Origin of the sequence: Sphingomonas sp. (genome assembly GCF_045810705.1) — a bacterium.
In the GTDB taxonomy this organism is placed as follows: Bacteria; Pseudomonadota; Alphaproteobacteria; order Sphingomonadales; family Sphingomonadaceae; genus Sphingomicrobium.
This window is the reverse complement of record NZ_JBJMVI010000013.1, coordinates 20,077-40,262: the sequence shown is the minus strand read 5'-3', so window position 1 is coordinate 40,262 and position 20,186 is coordinate 20,077. Positions and strand designations below refer to the sequence as shown.

The 20,186-nt window shown below is 66.8% G+C and carries 13 protein-coding genes and 1 tRNA gene; 8 read left to right on the top strand and 6 right to left on the bottom strand.

Annotated features, from left to right (window positions below; all coding sequences use genetic code 11):
* Window position 1: 1 nt before the first annotated feature.
* The gene (locus ACJ8FR_RS06875; RefSeq protein ID WP_407827885.1) at window positions 2-151 is read right to left on the bottom strand and encodes a hypothetical protein; all 150 of its coding nucleotides are present in this window, start codon (window positions 149-151) and stop codon (window positions 2-4) included.
* A gap of 47 nt (window positions 152-198) precedes the next feature.
* On the opposite strand from ACJ8FR_RS06875, the gene addA reads away from it, so the two are divergent.
* Both addA and trxA read left to right on the top strand, forming a co-directional pair.
* Complete coding sequence (gene addA / locus ACJ8FR_RS06870; protein WP_407827884.1) at window positions 199-3,579, top strand: double-strand break repair helicase AddA; 3,381 nt, start codon at window positions 199-201, stop codon at window positions 3,577-3,579.
* 67 nt (window positions 3,580-3,646) lie between these two features.
* A complete protein-coding gene (trxA, locus tag ACJ8FR_RS06865; RefSeq protein ID WP_407827883.1) occupies window positions 3,647-4,000 on the top strand; it encodes a thioredoxin TrxA in 354 nt (117 codons plus the stop codon).
* On the opposite strand, the gene ACJ8FR_RS06860 is transcribed toward trxA, so the two are convergent.
* A complete protein-coding gene (locus ACJ8FR_RS06860; RefSeq protein WP_407827882.1) occupies window positions 3,997-4,443 on the bottom strand; it encodes a GFA family protein in 447 nt (148 codons plus the stop codon). The two genes, trxA and ACJ8FR_RS06860, sit on opposite strands and share 4 nt — an antisense overlap.
* 118 nt (window positions 4,444-4,561) lie before the next feature.
* Between ACJ8FR_RS06860 and secA the strand changes: the two genes are divergently transcribed.
* Entirely contained in the window at window positions 4,562-7,294 is a 2,733-nt protein-coding gene (gene secA, locus ACJ8FR_RS06855; protein ID WP_407827881.1) for a preprotein translocase subunit SecA, read from the top strand.
* Entirely contained in the window at window positions 7,273-10,452 is a 3,180-nt protein-coding gene (gene putA / locus ACJ8FR_RS06850; RefSeq protein ID WP_407827880.1) for a bifunctional proline dehydrogenase/L-glutamate gamma-semialdehyde dehydrogenase PutA, read from the top strand. The genes secA and putA overlap by 22 nt, the downstream gene beginning before the upstream one ends.
* 205 nt (window positions 10,453-10,657) lie before the next feature.
* Here putA and ACJ8FR_RS06845 read toward each other — a convergent pair.
* Together ACJ8FR_RS06845 and ACJ8FR_RS06840 are read right to left on the bottom strand one after the other, a co-directional pair.
* A tRNA-Asn gene (locus tag ACJ8FR_RS06845) sits at window positions 10,658-10,732 on the bottom strand.
* Window positions 10,733-10,847: 115 nt separating this feature from the next.
* Window positions 10,848-11,612 carry an NAD kinase gene (locus ACJ8FR_RS06840; protein ID WP_407827896.1) on the bottom strand — a complete coding sequence of 255 codons (765 nt, stop codon included), beginning with the start codon at window positions 11,610-11,612 and terminating at the stop codon, window positions 10,848-10,850.
* A 229-nt stretch (window positions 11,613-11,841) separates the two neighbouring features.
* Here ACJ8FR_RS06840 and ACJ8FR_RS06835 point away from each other — a divergent pair, with 229 nt between their 5' ends.
* Window positions 11,842-12,672, top strand: coding sequence for an EAL domain-containing protein (locus tag ACJ8FR_RS06835; RefSeq protein WP_407827879.1), 831 nt, complete (start codon window positions 11,842-11,844; stop codon window positions 12,670-12,672).
* On the opposite strand, the gene mfd is transcribed toward ACJ8FR_RS06835, so the two are convergent.
* Both mfd and ACJ8FR_RS06825 read right to left on the bottom strand, forming a co-directional pair.
* The gene (mfd, locus tag ACJ8FR_RS06830; protein WP_407827878.1) at window positions 12,669-16,154 is read right to left on the bottom strand and encodes a transcription-repair coupling factor; all 3,486 of its coding nucleotides are present in this window, start codon (window positions 16,152-16,154) and stop codon (window positions 12,669-12,671) included. The two genes, ACJ8FR_RS06835 and mfd, sit on opposite strands and share 4 nt — an antisense overlap.
* Window positions 16,151-16,417, bottom strand: coding sequence for a succinate dehydrogenase assembly factor 2 (locus ACJ8FR_RS06825; protein WP_407827877.1), 267 nt, complete (start codon window positions 16,415-16,417; stop codon window positions 16,151-16,153). The genes mfd and ACJ8FR_RS06825 overlap by 4 nt, the downstream gene beginning before the upstream one ends.
* A 123-nt stretch (window positions 16,418-16,540) precedes the next feature.
* Here ACJ8FR_RS06825 and ACJ8FR_RS06820 point away from each other — a divergent pair, with 123 nt between their 5' ends.
* The 3 genes from ACJ8FR_RS06820 to ACJ8FR_RS06810 are packed head-to-tail and all read left to right on the top strand — an operon-like array spanning window position 16,541 to window position 20,111.
* Window positions 16,541-17,569 carry a cupin-like domain-containing protein gene (locus tag ACJ8FR_RS06820; protein ID WP_407827876.1) on the top strand — a complete coding sequence of 343 codons (1,029 nt, stop codon included), beginning with the start codon at window positions 16,541-16,543 and terminating at the stop codon, window positions 17,567-17,569.
* Window positions 17,570-17,588: 19 nt separating this feature from the next.
* Window positions 17,589-19,649 carry an ATP-dependent DNA helicase RecG gene (gene recG / locus ACJ8FR_RS06815; protein ID WP_407827875.1) on the top strand — a complete coding sequence of 687 codons (2,061 nt, stop codon included), beginning with the start codon at window positions 17,589-17,591 and terminating at the stop codon, window positions 19,647-19,649.
* A 12-nt stretch (window positions 19,650-19,661) separates the two neighbouring features.
* Complete coding sequence (locus ACJ8FR_RS06810; protein WP_407827874.1) at window positions 19,662-20,111, top strand: DMT family transporter; 450 nt, start codon at window positions 19,662-19,664, stop codon at window positions 20,109-20,111.
* Window positions 20,112-20,186: the final 75 nt, after the last annotated feature.

Below are 20,186 nucleotides of genomic sequence, written 5' to 3'. Positions count from 1 at the left end.
CCTAGCGCCTCGGCTTCTTCTTGACCTTGGACGCATAGAGCAGTGCCGCGACAATCGCGGCCGAGCCGACCCCGACCGCGACTCCGGCCTTCACCAATTTGCCGCGGCGCTGTTCGTTCGCCTTGTCCGTGTCGTCGTTGCTGTCGCTCATGACCGGCCCTCTATGGCGTCGTGCGCGGGATGGGAAGCCGTATGAGGATGCGGTTCAGAACTCTTCCGGAGCTCAAGGGAGAGCAGGCGTTGGCGTCCGACCCGGCGGTCCACGCGGCGCTGTCGGCGTCGGCTGGAACGGGCAAGACTCAGGTGCTGACGGCGCGCGTGCTGCGTCTTCTGCTGCAAGGCGCGCGGCCGGAATCGATCCTGTGCCTGACCTTCACCAAGGCCGCCGCGGCGGAGATGGCCAACCGCATCGGCGCCCGGCTCGCGGCCTGGGTGCGGCTCAAGGACAGCGAACTCGCGACCGACCTCGACCATCTCGGCGAGTCGACGGACCCGGTGACTCGCGAACGTGCGCGGCAGCTGTTCGCGCGGGTGCTCGACTGCCCGGGCGGCCTCAAGATCCAGACCATCCACAGCTTCGCCCAGGGCCTGCTCGCCGCTTTTCCGGCCGAGGCCGGGATCGTACCGGGCTTCCAGCCGATCGAGGGCAGGGCCGAGCAGGAGCTGGTGCGCCGCACGCTCGCCGACCTGATGGCCGACGCCGAGGCCGCTGGGGACGAACCGCTGATCCGCGACGTTCAGTGCCTCAGCCGCCGCTTGGGCGAAGGCGGGGCTGTCGAATATCTCCAGGCCTGCGCCCGCCGCCCGGAAGCGCTCGACGCGCTCGGCCCCCGCGAGGGCATCGAGCGCCAAATCCGCCACTTGATGGAGCTTCCGGACTCGGTCGACGACTATCTCGCCGCCCATTGCGCGGACGACGGCTTCGATTGCGACCTGCTGCGCGCCGTCGCCAACGCCAACCGTCTTTGGGGGAAGGCGACCGGGCTGGGCGTGGTTGAAAGCATCGAACGCTGGCTCGCCGCCGACCCTGTCTCGCGCGCGGCGGCGCTCCCCGAGCTTGCCGCGATCGTCTTCACCGGCAAGGGCGAGCTGCGCAAGCCGCAGGCCGGCCAGGTCCAGGCCGATCCCCACTATGAGCAGCACACGCAGCGGCTGGCGGAACGCCTCGACGAGCTGCTCCGCGTCCAGCGCGGTGCCAGGCTCGCCGCCGACATCGCCGCGGGGCTGCGCGCGGGCCAGGCGTTCGCCAGCGCCTATACGCAGGCCAAGCGTGCAGCGGGCGTCGCCGACTTCAACGACCTGATCGAGTGGACGAGGGCGCTCCTGCGGCAGCCCGGCATGGGCGAGTGGGTCCGCTACAAGCTCGACCGCCAGGTCGATCACGTGCTGGTCGACGAGGCGCAGGACAGTAACGCTGCGCAATGGGAGATCATCGAGCGCTTGGTCGAGGAGTTTTTCAGCGGCTCGAGCGAGACCGAGCGGCGTACGCGCACCTTGTTCATGGTCGGCGATTTCAAGCAGGCGATCTACGGCTTCCAGGGGACGGACCCGGCGCGGTTCAGCGAAGCGCGCGAGCATTTCCAACGGCGCGCCGAGAGCCTGTCCGAATCCGAAGCGGCGACCGAGTTCCGCGACCTGTCGATCGCCGCCAGCTTCCGTTCGGCGCAACCAGTTCTCGACGTCGTGGACGCGGTGATCGAGACCGTCGGGCCGGCTGCCCTTGCATTAAGGGAAGCGCCGCCACCGCACCGCGCCCACCATCGCGAGCGCGCGGGCTCTGTCGAACTGTGGCAGCCGTTCGCGGTCGCCGAGAGCCCCGACGACAGTGACGAGGGTGAGGAGCGCTGGGCCTCGCTCCGTGACCGCCAATATGCCGAGGCTCTTGCCGAGCGGATCCGCGCGATGCTCGAGGACGCGCCGCTGCTGGCGTCGACTGGGCGGCCACTGGCGCCGGGGGACATCCTCGTGCTGGTGCGCAGCCGCGCCGAGCTCGCCTCCCTGATCGTCGCGCGGCTGTTCTCGGCCGGCGTTCCCGTTGCCGGCGTCGACCGCCTGCAATTGCACGAGCCGCTTGCGGTGCAGGACCTGCTCGCGGCGATCAAATTTGCGGTCCAGCCGAACGACGACCTCAGCCTCGCCTGCCTGCTGGTTTCGCCGTTGATCGGCTGGGACCAGGACCAGCTTCGCGCCCTCGCGTATGGGCGAAAGTCATCGCTGTGGCGTGAGCTCCGCCAGCGCGCCGCGGAGTTCTCCGACGCGTACGACGCTTTGGCCGAACTGCTGCGAATTGCGGACTTCACTCCGCCGTCGCGCTTTCTCGAGACGATCCTCACCGGCCCGCTGCAGGGTCGGCGCAAGCTCTATTCGCGTCTCGGCATGGCGGCGCGCGATGCGATTGACGAGCTGATGAACAGCGCGCTGGAATTCGAGCGCAACGAGACTGCATCGCTCGACCGGTTTCTCGCCTGGTTTTCGCGCGGCACGGTCGATGTGCAGCGCGACCCTGGGGCGCCTGCCAACGACGTGCGGGTGATGACCGTCCACGGCGCCAAGGGGCTGGAGGCGCCGGTCGTCATCGTCGCCGACGCGACGGCCGACCCGGCGCGGCTCGGCCGAACGCCGCTCACCGTCGACATCGATGTCGAGGGCGCCGGCACCGCGCCCTTGCTTCGTCCGAAGAAGGATGAGCGCGTCGCGCCCTTCGAGGCGATCATCGTCGAGCAAGAACAGCGCGACATGGAAGAGCATCTGCGGCTGCTCTACGTGGCGCTGACCCGCGCCGCCGACCGGCTGATCGTCAGCGGAGTCATGCCCAAGGCAAAGAAGGACGGGTCCGACCCGCGCCCGGCCAATAGCTGGCACGTGACGGTCGAACGGGCGATGGCCGCGATCGGCACCCCCGGCGAAGGGCATGTCGCGCTGCAATACGGCTCGGATCGCGCCGAACCGGGTAAGCGGAAGAGAGACAGGATCGAGCACCCTTCAATCGAAATCCCGGACTGGGCGAAGCAATCCGCTCCGCCCGAAACCCGGCCGCCGCGGCCCCTGGCTCCGTCGGCGATCGCGGTCGACGACGAGACGGCGCCTCCACCGAGCGAGGCGATGCGCGCGGCGGCGCAGCGCGGGACGTGGATCCACCAGTTGCTCGAACGCTTGCCGGCCGTCGAACCGTCGGCCCGGGCGGCGGCGGCAGGGCGCTGGCTCGAGCGGTCCGCGGGCGTGACCGATCCCGTCGCGCGTGAGGAAATCGTCGCGCAGGTGTGCGCCATCCTCTCGGACCCGCAGTTCGCCCCGTTGTTCGGCCCCGGCTCGCTGGCCGAAGCGCCGCTCGCCGCAACGCTTGCCGATGGGCGGGTCATCGCCGGCACCGTCGACCGGATCCTGATCGACGATGCGAGCGTAGCCGTTATCGACTTCAAGACGGGCAGGGTGCCCGCCTCAAATGCCGAAATCCCCAACTCCCACCGTGCGCAAATGACCGCTTACGCCGAGGCCCTTCAGGTCATCTTTCCGCGCCGCCGGATCAGCGCGTCACTTTTGTACACAGCCGGCCCGAAACTCATCGAACTGATACCTTGAGAGCGCAAAACCGAACGCCCATATGCTTGTTAACCTTTGACCCCCCACGCCAGGAGATTCGCCCGCCATGGCCACCAAGACCGTCACCGACCAGAGCTTCGCTTCCGATGTCCTGGGTGCGGAAGGCCCCGTCCTCGTCGACTTCTGGGCCGAATGGTGCGGCCCTTGCCGGATGATCGGCCCGGCGCTCGAGGAAATCGCCGGCGAGCTCGGTGACAAGGTCACCGTCGCCAAGCTCAACATCGACGAGAATCCGGATACGCCGAGCCGGTACGGCGTCCGCGGAATCCCCACGATGCTGCTGTTCAAGGGCGGCCAGCCGGTCGCGCAAAAGGTCGGCGCCGCGCCGCGCAGCCAAATTCAGCAATGGCTCGAGAGCAATCTCGACGTTCCTGCCCAGTCGAAAGCAGGCCAGGCCTAGATCGCCCGTTCGGGCGGTTCGGTGCTTTCGAGGCCGCGCGTGCCCGGCCTGAACCTGCCGTGCCGCGGCAGCGCGTCCTTGGGTTCGAACCAAGCGATCCTGCTCCCCCAGAAAATGTGGAAGCCGGGCGCGATCGCGTTCGGATCGTCGAGCGTGGCGACGCTGAAGTCGACCGTCTCGGGCTGGTGATCGACCTTCATCAGGAAGGGCGTGCCGCATTCGCCGCAGAAGGCGCGATGGCCAAAGCTCGACGAGGCCACGGATTTCACCTTGTCCGCGCCTTTGGTCCAGACGAGGTCGCCGTCGGGCACGCTTGCGAACACCGTTGCCGGCGCCCCGCTGCTCAGTTGGCACGTGCGGCAATGGCACCAGCCGGCGTCGAACGGGTCGCTGTTGAGCTCATAGCGAACCGCGCCGCACATGCACCCGCCGGTCAGTCCCATACACTGCCCTTTAATTGACTACGGCTAGGGCGCTCCTTACATCGCCCGCGACAGTTTCCCAGCGCGTCGGCGAGAGGTTCCGCCCAATCCTGAACGCGCGGGTATTTAAGGGATTTCCATGATCGCCGCACTGGCAAAAAGCATCTTCGGATCGGCCAACGACCGCTATGTCCGCGGGCTGGGCAAATATGTCGACGCGGTCAACGGCTTTGAGCCCAACATTTCGGCGCTGAGCGACGACGAGCTGCGCGGCCAGACCGACGTCTTCCGCCAGCGCCTGGCCAGCGGCGAGAAGCTCGACGACCTGCTGCCCGAAGCCTTCGCCACCGTACGCGAGGCGGCGATCCGCACGCTCGGCCAGCGCCATTATGACGTGCAGCTGGTCGGCGGCATCGCGCTTCACCGCGGCGAAATCGCGGAGATGAAAACCGGCGAGGGCAAGACGCTGGTGGCGACGCTCGCGGTCTATCTCAACGCGCTCGAGGGCAAAGGCGTCCACGTCGTTACCGTCAACGACTATCTCGCCCGCCGCGACGCCGACTGGATGGGGCAGATCTACCGTTTTCTCGGCATGAGCGTCGGCGTCATCGTCCCCAATCTCACCGACGACGAGCGGCGCGACGCCTACAATTCCGACATCACCTACGCGACCAACAATGAGCTCGGCTTCGATTACCTGCGCGACAACATGAAATATACGCGCGAGCAGATGGTCCAGCGGCCGTTCAATTTCGCGATTGTCGACGAGGTGGACTCGATCCTGATCGACGAGGCGCGGACGCCGCTGATCATTTCCGGCCCGACCGACGACAAATCCGACCTCTACATCTCGGTCGACGGGCTGGTGAAGACGCTGGTCGAGGCCGATTACGACAAGGACGAGAAGCAGAAGAGCGTCGTCCTCACCGAAGACGGGACCGAGAAGGCGGAGCGGATGCTGGAGGAGGCGGGTCTGATCGAGGGCCGCAACCTTTACGACGTCGCCAACACCCAGGTCGTCCACCACCTGAACCAGGCGCTCAAGGCGAACGTCATGTTCAAGAAGGACATCGACTATATCGTCAAGGACGGGAAGGTCGTCATCATCGACGAGTTCACCGGCCGAATGATGGACGGGCGGCGCTGGTCCGACGGGCTCCACCAGGCGGTCGAGGCCAAGGAGGGGGTCCAGATCGAGCCCGAGAACCAGACGCTCGCCTCGATCACCTTCCAGAATTATTTCCGCATGTATCCGAAGCTGTCGGGCATGACCGGCACGGCGATGACCGAGGCGCCGGAATTCTTCGACATCTACAAGATGAACGTGGTCTCGATCCCGACCAACGTCGAGGTCCTGCGGATCGACGAGGACGACGTGTTCTACAAGTCGCTGCCCGAGAAGTTTGCGGCGATCACCGAGGAACTGAAGGTCAAGCAGGAGCTCGGGCAACCGGTCCTGGTCGGCACGGTCTCGATCGAGAAATCGGAGATGCTGTCCGAATTCCTGGAGAAAGAGGGCGTCAAGCATTCGGTGCTCAATGCCCGTTTCCACGAGCGCGAGGCGCATATCGTCGCCCAGGCGGGACGCATGGGCGCGGTCACCATCGCCACCAACATGGCCGGCCGCGGGACCGACATTCAGCTCGGCGGCAATATCGACTTTCGTATCCAGGACGAACTCAGCGACGCCGAGGAAGGCCCGGAGCGCGAGGCTGCGATCCAGCGCATCCGCCAGGAAGTCGCCGAGGAGAAGGCGCGAGTGCTCCAGGCCGGCGGGCTCTACGTGCTCGGCACCGAGCGCCACGAGAGCCGCCGCATCGACAACCAGCTGCGCGGCCGCTCAGGCCGCCAGGGCGACCCGGGCCTGTCCAAATTCTACCTCAGCCTCGACGACGATCTGCTGCGCATCTTCGGACCGCAGACGATGTTCTCGCGGCTGATGAAGAGCAATCTCGAGGACGGCGAAGCGATCGTCAGCCCGTGGATCTCGAAGGCGATTGAGACCGCGCAGAAGAAGGTCGAGGCGCGCAACTACGATATCCGCAAGCAGGTCGTCGAATTCGACGACGTGATGAACGACCAGCGCAAGGTCATCTACGAGCAGCGCGCCGACATCATGGATGCGGAAAGCGTCAGCGAGACGATCGTCGACATGCGTGCCGAAACCGCGTCGGCGATCGTCGCGGTCAGCTGCCCCGAGGGATCCTACCCCGAGCAATGGGACATTGCCGGCCTCAAGGAGGCGATCGACGAGGTGTTCGGCCTCCAACCCCCGATCGATAAGTGGATCGAGGAGGAAGCGGTCGATCCGGAGATGATCGCCCAGCGGCTCCAGACGCTCGCCGACGAAGCCATGGCGTCGAAGCTCGACCAGCTCGATGCCGACCGCTGGGTCGAGGTCGAAAAGCAGCTTCTGATCCAGACGCTCGACCATCATTGGAAGGAGCATCTCGCGACGCTCGACGCGCTGCGCCAGGTGATCCACCTGCGCAGCTACGCGCAGAAGAAGCCGATCGACGAATATAAGCAGGAAGCCTTCCTGCTGTTCGAGCGGCTGCTGGTGGCGATCCGCGAGGACGTGACCTCTAAGCTGATGAGGGCGCAAATCCAGCTGGAGCCGCTGCCGCTGCCCGAGCTGCCCGACTTCATCACGCAGCACCTCGACCCGTTCTCCGCCGACGACGATACCGCCGATATCGACGCCGGCGCACGCGGGCTGATGACCAACCTTCCGCCCCTGCTCAACATCCCGCAGCTGCCGCTGCCGCAGCGCGGGGACGGCAATGTCGCCGAGGCGCCGATCAGCCGCAACGCGCCATGCCCGTGCGGGTCGGGCAAGAAGTACAAGCATTGCCACGGCCAGCCGGCCTAGCCGCGGACGCGGCGACCGCCGCGCTGGCGAAGGCCGGGGTCCAGGGGCCAATCGACCGGACCGAGCTGAGGCGCGCCTACCGCCCCGACGAGGAAAGCGTCGCGGCAGAGCGCATCGGCCAGGCGCGGCTGAGCTCGGAAGAGCTGGGCGAGGCCGGCGCAACCGCCCGCGCGCTTGTCAAAGGGGTGCGCGCGCACAAACCCTCGGGCGTCGATGCCTTTCTCCACGCCTACGATCTCGGCTCCGACGAGGGCATCGCGATGATGTGCCTCGCCGAGGCGCTGCTGCGCATCCCCGACGCGCACACCGCCGACGAGCTGATCGCCGACAAGCTCGCCGGGCCGGATTGGTCGGAAAAGCTCGGGCGGTCGGATTCGAGCTTCGTCAACGCCGCGACCTTCTCCCTCCTACTGACCGGCAAGGTGCTGGAGGGCGCGCAGGATCGCTCCGACAATTGGAAAGCCGCGCTTGGCCGCGCCGTCGGCCGATTGGGTGAGCCGGTAGTTCGCACCGCGATCCGCGAGGCGATGAAGATCCTCGGCCGCAATTTCGTGTTCGGCCGGACCATGGACGAAGCACTGAAACGCGCGGAGCCGGAACAGCGCCAGGGCCTGAGCCACAGCTTCGACATGCTCGGGGAGGCGGCCAAGACCTTCGCCGACGCCGAGCGCTATGCCGACTCCTACCGCCGCGCCCTCGACCGTATCGCAGGCCAAGCGAAGGGCGGCTTCAAGACGTCGCCCGGCATCTCGGTCAAGCTCACTGCGCTTCACCCGCGGTTCGAATATACCCAACGCGACGAAGCGGTGGCGGCCGTCTTCCCGGTCGTCCGCGAGCTCGCGCTGAAAGCCTCCGCGGCCGACGTCCATTTGACCATCGACGCCGAGGAAGCCGACCGGCTCGAGCTGCAGATGGATGTGTTCGAGGCCTTGCTCGCCGACGAGGCGCTGTTTGCGAAGGGCTGGGCCGGCTTCGGGATCGCCATTCAGGCCTACCAAAAGCGCGCCGCGCCTCTATGCGACTGGGTCGCCGCCGCAGCGCGCGCGCATCGCCGCAAGCTCATGTGCCGGCTGGTCAAGGGCGCCTATTGGGACACGGAGATCAAGGCCGCCCAGGTCGCGGGCCTGCCCGATTATCCGGTGTTCACGCGCAAGGTCGCGACCGACGTCTCCTATCTCGCCTGTGCGCGCAAGCTGCTCGCCGCGAGCGATGTCATCTATCCCGCGTTCGCGACGCACAACGCCAACACGATCGGCCAGGTGAAGGCCCTCGCCGGCGGCAGCCCGTTCGAGTTCCAGCGTCTCCACGGCATGGGCGAGGAGCTCTACGCCGAGCTTGCCGAGCTCGAGCGCCACATCGGCGACGCGCCGACCCCGGTGCGCATCTACGCGCCGGTCGGCAGCCACAAGGAGCTGCTCGCCTATCTCGTCCGCCGGCTGCTCGAGAACGGCGCCAATTCGAGCTTCGTCAACCGGATCGCCGACGAGCAGGTGTCGATCGACGAGCTCGTCCGCGACCCGGTTGGCGAATTGGAAGCGCTCGAGCCGAAGCGCAACCCGAAGATCATCCTGCCGCGCGACGTGTTCGGCAGCGAACGTCATAACAGCGCCGGCCTCGACCTTTCCGACCCGCTGGTGCGTGAGCCCCTGCTCGAGCGTCTCAAGGCGCTCGAAGCGCGCACCTGGATTGCGAAGCCGGGCCTTGGAAAGGGAGAGGGCAGGCCGATTGTGTCGCCCCATGACCATCGGATCACTGTCGGAACGACGTTCGAGACTAGTGCCGCCGAGGTCGATCGGATGGCTCGCGCCGGCCATTCCGCGCAGGTCGGTTGGAATGCGGTTGGTGGCGAGGCGCGTGCCAAGCTCCTCGACAGGGCGGCCGACCTTTACGAGGACCATCGAGAGGAATTCTATTCGCTCTGTATTCGTGAAGGCGGAAAGACTCTGCCCGACGCGGTTCTCGAAGTGCGCGAGGCGGTCGATTTCCTGCGCTTCTATGCATCGGAAGCGCGCCGCCAGTTCACGAAACCCATGCCGCTTCCCGGCCCGACCGGGGAGCAGAACGAGCTGCGATTGCATGGCCGGGGTGTGATCGCGAGCATTTCGCCGTGGAACTTCCCGCTCGCGGTCTTCACCGGCCTGGTGTCCGCGCCGCTGGCTGCCGGCAATGCCGTAATCGCCAAGCCGGCCGGGCAAACGCCGTTGATCGGGGCTCTGGCAATCGAGCTGATGCATCGGGCGGGCATTCCCAAGGATGTGGTCCAGCTCGCACCCGGTTCAGGCAGGGTGGTCGGCGGGACGTTGACCGCACATCCGCTGGTTGCGGGGGTCGTCTTTACGGGCTCGACCGAAACGGCGCGCATGATCAACCGCACCCTGGCCGAACGCGACGGGCCGATCATCCCGTTCGTCGCCGAAACCGGCGGGCAGAACGCAATGATCGTCGATTCATCGGCGCTGCCCGAGCAGGTGACGCGCGACGTCATTTCATCGGCGTTCCAGAGCGCGGGCCAACGCTGCTCGGCCTTGCGAGTGCTGTTCGTCCAGGAGGATGTCGCCGACGGCATGATCAGGATGATCGCCGGCGCGATGGAAGCGCTGAAGGTCGGTGATCCGTCTGACCTGTCGACCGACGTCGGCCCGGTCATCGACGAGCCCGCGAAGAAGGCGCTCGATGAACACCTCGACTGGCTCGACAAGAATGCGAGGAAGATCTGCAGGCTGAAGCCCCCCAAGGAGGCGGCGCACGGGTGCTTCGTTGCTCCCGCTTTCTATGAGATCCAGTCGTTAAGCCAATTGAATCGTGAGAATTTTGGCGCGATACTTCACGTCATCCGCTTTGCCGGCGACAAGCTCGACAAGGTGGTCGAAGACATCAACGCCACCGGCTACGGCCTGACCCTGGGGCTCCAGAGCCGCATCGACACCGTCCGCGATTATGTCGAGGAGCACGCCCGGGTCGGCAATTTCTACGTCAACCGCAACCAGATCGGGGCCGTGGTCGAAAGCCAGCCGTTCGGCGGCGAAGGCTTGAGCGGCACCGGGCCCAAGGCCGGCGGCCCGCATTATGTCGCGCGCTTCGCGACTGAACGCGTCACCTGCATCGACACCACTGCGGCGGGCGGAAACGCGAGCCTGATGGCCGCGCTCGAAGGATGATGCCGGTCCGACCGTCCCCCGGACGGTCCGCGTGCGGCATCATTGTCCCATCCTGAAACGGCCGGAACCGGGGTCTGGAGCCGACGCGGAGCAAAGTGGTTGAAGAAGGTGCGGGGCGGTCCACGATGGCGGACACGAACACGTCTCGCCGGAGCGGTCGGGTTGCACGCAGTCCGGCCGCTTCGTCATGCAGGTGCTGGAATAATGGCTCCCCGGGCCTGATTCGAACAGGCGACCATTCGATTAACAGTCGAACGCTCTACCGCTGAGCTACCGGGGAGCAGTCCCGGACCTGATCCTGGACGCGCGGGCTAAATAGCGGAGCAGACCTTAAAGGCAAGTGATCCCGACGGGTAGTCTGTGCTCGGAATGCCCACAGCAATCCTGCGCGCCGGCTAGGTGGCGAATTGCTCCATCGCGATGCGCTCGTCGAGCGCATGCTCGGGATCGAACAGAAGGGTCAGCGAGCGCTCGCGGTCGAGCCGGACTTCCACCCGCGCGACGTCGCGGACTTCGATCTGGTCGGCGACCGCCGACACCGGCCGGTTGTTGGCCTCGAGGATCGCGAAGCACACCGCAGTATCGTCGGGCAGGATTGCGCCCGACCAGCGGCGCGGCCGGAACGGGCTGATCGGGGTCAGCGCCAGCATCTTGGCCTGCAGCGGCAGGATCGGACCCCGCGCCGAGAGATTGTAGGCCGTCGACCCCGCCGGCGTCGCCACCAGCACCCCGTCGCATGCAAGCTCGGGCAAAGCGACCCGGCCATTGACCGAAATCTCGATCTTCGCGGTCTGCCGAGTTTCCCTCAGAAGCGAGACTTCGTTGATCGCGGCATAAGTGAACTTATCGCCGCCGACCGTCGTCGCGCACATTTGGAGCGGCGCAACCCGGATCGCCTTGGCCCCGGCGATCCGCTCGGCCAGCTGATCGATCCGCCAGTCGTTCATCAGGAAGCCGACGGTGCCGCGGTTCATCCCGAACACCGGCTTGGTGCAACCCCCTTCGAGCATGGCGTGCAACGTCTGGAGCATGAACCCGTCGCCGCCGAGCGCCACAAGGGTCTCGGCCTCGTCGGCGCCGGCGAATCGATATTTGCGCCGGAGCAGGGCCTCGGCCGCATCGGCGACGTCGGTGCCCGACGAGAGCAGGCCAATGCCCAGGCTCCCGAGGTCGACCGGCCTGGATCCGCCGGAAGTGGCCGCATCGGCGTTCAATCCGTCGCTCCTCGTCAGCTTCGCTTGGCCACAAGATAGGGGCTTCAAAGCGCAAGGTCACTGTCCCGTTTCGGACCGTGGCATGAAGACCGTGTTCCAGCGCCAGCGCCCCACCGCTACCTCGGCAGTCGTGTTGACCCGGGGAATGCATCAGTGAGTGGGATTGAGTGCAGATATGCTGACCTGGGATAACATCGGTAAGTGGGGTCGGCGGGCGTCGGACACAGGGGCAACACCGCCCGCCGCCCCACGGCGTGACCTCCTGCTCGAAGGCGCCATTTCGCACGAGCAGGTCGACGTATTGTTTCAGCCGCTGATCGAGCCGATCACGGGACGGGTCATGGGCGCCGAGGCGCTCGCACGCTCGCCCATCGCGGACGGCCAGCTGTTGTTCGCCCGCGCTTCCGCCGGAGGCCTCGAGGAACGGTTGTCCAGGCTCGTCCAACGCAAGGCGCTGCGCAATGCTGCGGCCTGGGAAGGGCCGCTCAAGGGGCTCGGCCTGTCGATCAACATCCTTCCCGCGGACATCTCCCGCGACCGTTACGACGACTGGCTGCTCGACGAGATCAATGCGGCCGGAATCGATCCCAGGCGCATTACCGCCGAGATCACCGAGAGCGTGCTCCTGGTCGACCAGGAAGCCGTGGCCGAGCGCCTGACCAGGCTTCGCGACGCAGGGGTGCGGATCGCCGTCGACGATTTCGGTACCGGCTACGCGAGCCTCGCTTACCTCACTTCACTGCCGCTCGACGCGATCAAGATCGACCGCGGCCTGGTCGCGGACCTGGTCGGCGGCGAGCGCGACCGCATCGTCGTCAGGGCGCTGATCCACCTCGCCCGCGAACTCGACTTGAGCGTGGTCGTCGAAGGGGTCGAGACCGCGGCCCAGCTCGCGCTGATCGCAGAATGGGGTTGCGATCTTTACCAGGGTTTCCTTGGCGCCGGCGCGCTCACGCACGACGAGCTGATGCGCTTCGTCGCCGCGGCTAATGCCGAGATGGTCTAGGCGGCGACCAGCTCCTTCTCACCGGCCGCGGCGACCCGTGCCAGCCCGCGCGACAGCTGAAGCGCACCGTTGAGCCGGGCGTCGGGCGTCGGCCAGTCGCGCGAGACGATCATCTTGCTGTCGGGCCTGAGCTTGGCCGAACCCTTGAGCCGCTCGATATAGCCGAGCAGCCCGCGAAGATCGGGGAAGCCGCCGTCGGCGAAGGTGATCACCGCGCCCTTCGGGCCGATGTCGAGCTTGGCGACCATCGCCTGCCTGAGGCTCAGCTTGACCTCGACGATCTTCATCAGGTTCGCGGTTTCTTCCGGAAGCGCGCCGAAACGGTCGATCATCTCGGCGGCAAAGGCGTCGATCGCCGGCCGGTCGTCGAGATCTCCAAGCCGGCGGTACAGGCCCATGCGCAGGTCGAGGTCCGGAACGTAGGTCTCCGGGATCATAATCGGCGCATCGACGCTGATCTGCGGCGTGAACTCGTCGCGGGTTGGCACCCCGCCGGCCTTCTGTTCGATGATCGCGTCCTCGAGCATCGCCTGGTAGAGCTCGAACCCGACCTCCTTGATGTGCCCGGACTGCTCGTCGCCGAGCAAATTGCCGGCGCCGCGGATATCGAGGTCATGGCTGGCGAGCTGGAAGCCGGCGCCGAGGCTGTCGAGATCGGCGAGGACCTGCAGGCGCTTGCTCGCCGCTTCGGTGATCGAGCGGTCGGCCGGCATGGTGAGATAGGCATAGGCGCGGGTCTTGGCCCGGCCGACGCGGCCGCGCAGCTGGTAGAGCTGGGCGAGGCCGAAGCGGTCCGAGCGATGGACGATGAGCGTGTTGGCGCTCGGGATGTCGAGTCCGCTCTCGACGATCGTGGTCGATAGCAGCACGTCATATCTGCGGTCGTAGAAAGCGCTCATCCGCTCCTCGACCTGGCTCGCGCTCATCTGGCCGTGAGCGGTGATCGACTTCACTTCGGGCACCTGTTCCCGAAGCCATTCTTCCATGTTCGGGAGGTCGGCCACGCGCGGCACGACGAAGAAGCTCTGGCCGCCGCGATAATGCTCGCGCAGCAGCGCCTCGCGCAGCACGACCGCGTCCCATGGCGTGACGTAGGTCCTGATCGCGAGCCGGTCGACCGGCGGCGTCTGGATCACCGACAGCTCGCGAAGGCCGCTCATCGCCATTTGCAGCGTGCGCGGGATCGGCGTCGCGGTGAGGGTGAGCACGTGGACATCGGCCCTCAGCGCCTTCAGCCGTTCCTTGTGCGCAACGCCGAAATGCTGCTCCTCGTCGACGATCACCAGCCCGAGCCGCTTGAAGTCGATGCTTTTCGCCAGCAGCGCATGCGTCCCGATGACGATATCGACCGTGCCGTTGGCGATACCCTCCTTGGTCTTCTTGACCTCGGCCGCCGGGACCAGGCGCGACAGCCGCCCGACGTTCAGCGGGAAGCCGTGGAGCCGGTCGACGAAATTCGAAAAATGCTGGCGTGCGAGCAGGGTCGTCGGGCAAATCAGCGCGACCTGCCGCCCGGTCATCGCCATCACGAAGGCGGCGCGCAACGCGACCTCGGTCTTGCCGAAGCCGACGTCGCCGCACACCAGCCGGTCCATCGGCTTGCCCGCCTCGAGATCCGCAAGCACGTCGGCGATCGCGCGCTCCTGGTCGTCGGTCTCCTCGTAAGGAAAGCGGTCGACGAACGCCGGGTAGCTCGAATCGGGCTCGGCAACGACACCGGGGCGGGTGGCCCGCAGCGCGGCGACCTTGATCAGCTCGCCCGCGATCTCGCGGATTCGCTCCTTCATCCGCGACTTGCGCCGCTGCCACGCCTCGCCGCCGAGGCTGTCGAGGCTGACGCCTTCGCTCTCGTTGCCGTAGCGGCTCAGCAGCTCGATATTCTCGACCGGCACGTAGAGCTTGTCGCCGCGCGCATATTCGAGCGCGACGCAGTCGTGCGGGACCTTGCTGACGGGGATTTGCGTGAGGCCCTCATAGCGGCCGATGCCGTGGTCGGCGTGGACGACGAGGTCGCCCGGCGACAGCGTCGCCAGCTCGGCGAGGAAGGCGTCGGCCGCCTTGCGCTTCCGGCGGCGGCGGACGAGGCGGTCGCCGAGCATGTCCTGCTCGGTGAGGACGGCGACATCGGGCGTGGTGAAGCCGTGCTCGAGCGGCAGCACGAGCATGGCCGGCTGGGTCTTGGCGCCGAGCGCCTCGTGCCAGCTGTCGACGAGCTTGTGGGCCTTCAGGCCATGGTCTTCGAGCAAGCCCGACAGCCGCTCGCGAGCACCGCGCGTGTAGCTCGCGAGCACGACCTTGCGGCCGGTCCTGCGAAGCTCCGCGACATGCTTGGCCACCGCCTCGTAGACGTTCGCTTGTTGCGCGCGCTCGGGCGCGAAATCGCGCGCCGCCTGGACGCCGAAGTCCATTACCCGATCCGATTGCGGTTCGGGGAAGGGCGAGGCGAGATGGATCGGGCGCTCGGCTTCGGAAGATTCCCATTCCTGCTTTGAGAAGTAGAGCGCTTGCGGCTCGAGCGGGCGGTAACTCCCCGGCTCGCCCTCCATCGCCCGGACCCGGTTTTGGTAATAATCCTCGATCGATTCGCGCCGCGCATCGAGCGCCTGGTCAGCCAGTGAGTCGCGGATGACGAGATCGTTCTCGCCAAGATGATCGAACAAGGTCTCGAGCCGCTCCTCGAGCAACGGCAGCCAATGCTCCATCCCGGCCATTCGGCGGCCCTCGGACAGCGCCTGGTACAGCGGGTCCCGGGTCGCGGTTGCGCCGAACTGCTCGCGGTAGCGCGAACGGAAGCGCTTGATCGTGTCCTCGTCGAGCAGCGCCTCGGACGCCGGCATCAGCACGAACGCGTCGGCCTTGTCGGTCGAGCGCTGGTCGGCCGGGTCGAAGCGGCGGATGCTGTCGATCTCGTCGCCGAAAAAGTCGAGCCTCAGCGCCATCTCCTCGCCGGCGGGGAACAGGTCGATGAGCGAGCCGCGCACCGCATATTCGCCATGTTCGGCGACCGTGTCGGCGCGTTGGTATCCCAGCGCGTTCAGTTGCCCGATCAGGGTCTCCCGCTCGATCCGCTCGCTCGTCGCAATGCGCCGCGTCAACTGCCGGATTCGGAACGGCGTCAGCAGCCGCTGCGTCGCGGCGCTCGCCGTCGCCACCAGCAATTGCGGCTTGTCGCTCATGGCTTGCAGCGCGCTTAGCGTCGCCAGCCGTTCCGCCATGATCCGCAGCGCAGGGGACGCGCGGTCGTAGGGCAGGCAATCCCAGCCGGGCAAGGTCAGCACTTCCACTTCCGGCGCGAACAGCGGCACGGTGTCGGCGAGCGCGCGCATCGCGGCCTCGTCGGCGACGATCGCCACGGCCCTTCCGCCATTGGTATGGACGGCGCGCGCGAGGTCGGCGGCGAGCAGCGGCAGGAAGCCGGTCGGAACGCCGGCAAGCGTCAGCGGATGATCGGCGCGAAGGACGCGCTGCAGCGGCTCGCTCATCGCGCGATCCGGATGTAGTCGAGCATCCTGAGCGCCTCGATCATGGGACCTGCGAACCGCTCCGGGGCTTCGGCGGTTCCGTGCGCCCAGGCCATCAAGTCGACGTCCTGCTCCTCGAGCATCGCCTCGAACAGCGCGCACTCATGCGGCCCCCATTGCGCATGGTGAGCATCGAAGAAGCCGCCGACCAGCAGGTCGGCCTCCCTCGTGCCGCGATGGTGCGCGCGCCATGCAAGGCGCTTCAGGTCCGGGTCGGAAGGCATGGGGGCCATTTAGACATGCTCGCCTGCGGCTGCCAGTGCCGTTGACAATTAGCATTGGCGGTCATCCGGCGGCTGCTATGAAACGGCATGCATGACGCTGGGCAACCGAGCGGGGAGGGGGCCGTGGATCGCGATCGTCCGGTCGCTGTCGCCCCACTTCCCGAGTGGCGCGCTTCGGACCGCATTTCGCCCAGCGAGATTCTTGAGTGCCGCCAGCCGGTGGTCCTTCGTGCGCTGGTCGACGATTGGCCGGCGGTTGCCTGCGCGAGGCGTGGGGCCACCGAAATTGCGGCCTATCTCGAGCATTTCGACCGCGGCACTCCAATCGAGCTCTTCGTGGGTGAGGCGGCAATAGACGGCCGCTATTTCTACAACGACGATGTGTCCGGATTTAACTTCCAGCGCGCGTCGGCCGCCTTTCCGCAGTTCATCGCGGCGCTGCTGTCTGAGCAGTCAGGGCCGGGCGGCCGTTCGGTTTATGCTGGGTCCCAGCCGGTTCGGGCGCTCCTTTCGGGATTCGAGAATGAGAATCCGCTGCCCCTCATGGCGAGCAGGCGCACCGAACCCCGGATCTGGATCGGCAACCGCAGCCGCGTCGCGCCGCATTTCGATGAGGCCGACAATCTTGCCTGCGTCGTCGCCGGCACTCGCCGCTTCACGATCTTTCCACCGGATCAGGTTGCCAACCTCTATATCGGCCCGCTCGACTTCACGATGGCTGGCCAGCAAGCAAGCATGGTTGATCTTGCCCGTCCAGACCTGGAGAGATTCCCGCGCTTTGCCGAGGCGCTGAGCCACGCTTTCACTGCCGAACTAGAGCCGGGCGATGCGATCTTTATTCCGGCCTTGTGGTGGCATGGTGTCGAAGCGCCCGGCGGTTTGAACGTCCTCATCAACTATTGGTGGCAGGATGTCGCGCCGGACCTGACGTCGGCATTCGCTTCAATGGCTCATGCCAGCACGGCGATCCGTGAGCTCCCATCGGAGACGCGCGAGGCGTGGAGGTCCTATTTCGACTATTTCGTGTTTCAGAGAGATGGCGATCCGGCGGCGCACCTGCCGCTTGGCCGCCGTGGAATCCTCGGTACGCCGTCGCCCGATCTACGAAGGAGGATCCGCCAATTTCTCCTCCGCGTATTGAGCAGCGGCTGATTCGTCGCTTAACGGGAGCATGCGGCCGGAGATCCTCAACCCGCTGTTCACCGAAGTGGAGGCGCTGAAGGGCGTCGGCCCGCAGCTCGCCAAGCTGCTGAAAAAGCTCGGCATCAGCCGCGTCGTCGACCTGCTCTATCACCTGCCGACGGGCGCGATCGAGCGCATGAGAGCTCCCGCCGCCTCCGCCGCGCTGCTTGGCCGCAACGTGATCCTCGACCTGAAGCCGTTCGAGGTACGCGAGAGCCGGTCGGGCCGCGGGCCGATGCGAGTCTTCGCCTCGGACGGCGACGGCAACACGATCAGCCTCATCTATTTCAACAATCCCGGCTGGGCGAAGCGTAGCCTGCCGATCGGGCAGCAGCGCACCGTCTCGGGCAAGCTCGAGGCTTACGGCGACGAGTGGCAGATCATCCATCCGGAAGTGACCGAGCCGGGGAAAGGGCCGCAGCCCGCCATTCGCGAGCCCGTCTATCCGTTGACCGAGGGACTGACCAACCGGCGGGTCGGCGAGCTGGTCCGCGAGGCGCTCGAGCGCGCGCCCGAGCTGCCCGAATGGGTCGAGCCGGGGCTCCTCTCCCGCGACGGTTGGGGCGCATGGCGCGGGTCGCTCGCGCTGATCCACCGCGAGCCGAGCGCCGACACCGCGAGGAAGCGGCTCGCCTATGACGAGATCTTCGCCAACCAGCTCGCGCTGTTGCTGCTCCGCCAGTCGCAGCGGCGTCACCGTACCGCGCCGCTTCCCGGCACCGGCGAGCTAACCGCGAAGCTCCGGCTGCCGTACCAGCTGACCGGCGCGCAGCGGCGTGTGATCGAGGAGATCCGCGGCGACATGGCCCAGTCCGCGCCGATGCTCCGCCTGCTTCAGGGCGATGTCGGCTCAGGTAAAACGCTTGTGGCAGTGCTGGCGATGCTCGCCGCGGTCGAGTCCGGCGCCCAGGCGGCGCTTCTCGCGCCGACCGAGATCCTCGCTCGCCAGCACCACGCGACTTTGCTCGGCCAGCTCGACAGCATCGGCGTTCGCGTCGCCATCCTCACCGGCCGCGAAAAGGGCCGCGCGAGAGATAGCGTGCTCATGGGTCTCGCCGACGGCTCGGTCGACGTGCTCGTCGGCACGCACGCGATCTTCCAGGAAAAGGTCGCCTACAAGAAGCTCGGCCTCGCCGTTGTCGACGAGCAGCATCGCTTCGGCGTGTCGCAGCGGCTGCTGCTCGCGTCCAAGGCCGAGCACCCGCCGCATCTGCTGGTGATGACCGCGACGCCGATCCCGCGAACGCTGACGCTCACCCAATATGGCGAGATGGACGTCAGCCGGATCGACGAGATGCCGCCTGGGCGATCACCGGTCGAAACGCGGGTAATTAGTGAGGAAAAATTATCGGACGTCGTCGACGCGCTCGGCCGGCACATCGCCGCCGGCGGGCAAGCCTATTGGGTCTGCCCCTTGGTCGAGGAGAGCGAGAAGAGCGACGCTGCCGCGGCCGAGGAGCGGGCGCGGGTGCTTAAGGCTCGGTTCGGCGAGGACAAGGTCGGCCTGGTCCACGGCCGGATGAAGGGACCGGACAAGGATGCGGTCATGGCCCGGTTCGCCGGCGGAGATCTGGCGGTCCTGGTCGCGACGACCGTGATCGAGGTCGGGGTCGACGTGCCCAACGCCACCTTGATGATCGTAGAGGGCGCCGAGCGCTTCGGCCTCGCCCAGCTCCACCAGCTGCGCGGGCGTGTCGGCCGCGGCACCGGCAAAAGCACGTGTTTGCTGATCCGTGGGGCAACGCTGACCGATGTCGGCCGCGCCCGCCTCGCGCTCATGCGCGAGACCAACGACGGCTTCCGCATCGCCGAGGAGGATTTGCGCCTGCGCGGTCCGGGCGAGATCCTCGGCACGCGCCAGTCGGGCGAGGAGGCATTCCGCGCCGCGACCGCCGAGCTGGTCGCCGAGCTCGCACCCATCGCCCAGAGCGACGCCTTGCTGCTTCTCGACCGCGACGGCGGCCTCGCCGGGCCGCGCGGCCAGGCGGCGAGGATTTGCCTCTATTTATTCGAGCGCGACCAGGCGGTTGGCTTATTGCGATCGGGATAGGGAGAGACGAGGATGAATCCGACAACGATGGTGCCGGCCCTGCTCGTGCTCGTCGCCGGGGGACTCATCGCGCTCCAGGCGCCGACCAACTCTCTGATCGCACGCGCGGGCGGATCGGCCGTCCTCGCGGCGCTGATCTCCTTTGCCGTCGGCACGGCCGCCTTGCTTGTCGTCTGGCTTGCTGGCGGTCACCGCCCGCGCGGCGCCGCCTTCGCCGGGCTTCCGTGGTACGCGTGGATCGGCGGCTTTTACGGCGCAACCTTCGTCGCGGTTGCGGCTTATGCCGCCCCGCGGATCGGTCTCGCCTCGCTGATCACGATTGGAATCGCCGGACAGATCGTCGTCGCCATGTGTCTCGACCAGGTCGGCGCCCTTGGCCTTCCGCGCGATCCGATCAGCGCCGTCAAACTGCTCGGCGCGATGCTGGTGATCGCGGGCGTTATCCTCGTTCGCATCGGCTAGCGAACGAGCAGCCCTGCTGCCGTTCCAGGCCGTCGGGCTGATTCGCAGCGGCTGATCTGCTATCGGACACGGACG

What these genes read in the sequence shown, in the direction of transcription:
- mfd (WP_407827878.1), bottom strand. Translation starts at nt 16,154, where the DNA reads ATGAGCGAGCCGCTGCAGCGCGTCCTTCGCGCCGATCATCCGCTGACG.
- ACJ8FR_RS06825 (WP_407827877.1), bottom strand. Translation starts at nt 16,417, where the DNA reads ATGCCTTCCGACCCGGACCTGAAGCGCCTTGCATGGCGCGCGCACCAT.
- addA (WP_407827884.1), top strand. Translation starts at nt 199, where the DNA reads ATGCGGTTCAGAACTCTTCCGGAGCTCAAGGGAGAGCAGGCGTTGGCG.
- ACJ8FR_RS06810 (WP_407827874.1), top strand. Translation starts at nt 19,662, where the DNA reads ATGAATCCGACAACGATGGTGCCGGCCCTGCTCGTGCTCGTCGCCGGG.
- ACJ8FR_RS06875 (WP_407827885.1), bottom strand. Translation starts at nt 151, where the DNA reads ATGAGCGACAGCAACGACGACACGGACAAGGCGAACGAACAGCGCCGC.
- recG (WP_407827875.1), top strand. Translation starts at nt 17,589, where the DNA reads ATGCGGCCGGAGATCCTCAACCCGCTGTTCACCGAAGTGGAGGCGCTG.
- trxA (WP_407827883.1), top strand. Translation starts at nt 3,647, where the DNA reads ATGGCCACCAAGACCGTCACCGACCAGAGCTTCGCTTCCGATGTCCTG.
- secA (WP_407827881.1), top strand. Translation starts at nt 4,562, where the DNA reads ATGATCGCCGCACTGGCAAAAAGCATCTTCGGATCGGCCAACGACCGC.
- ACJ8FR_RS06860 (WP_407827882.1), bottom strand. Translation starts at nt 4,443, where the DNA reads ATGGGACTGACCGGCGGGTGCATGTGCGGCGCGGTTCGCTATGAGCTC.
- ACJ8FR_RS06835 (WP_407827879.1), top strand. Translation starts at nt 11,842, where the DNA reads ATGCTGACCTGGGATAACATCGGTAAGTGGGGTCGGCGGGCGTCGGAC.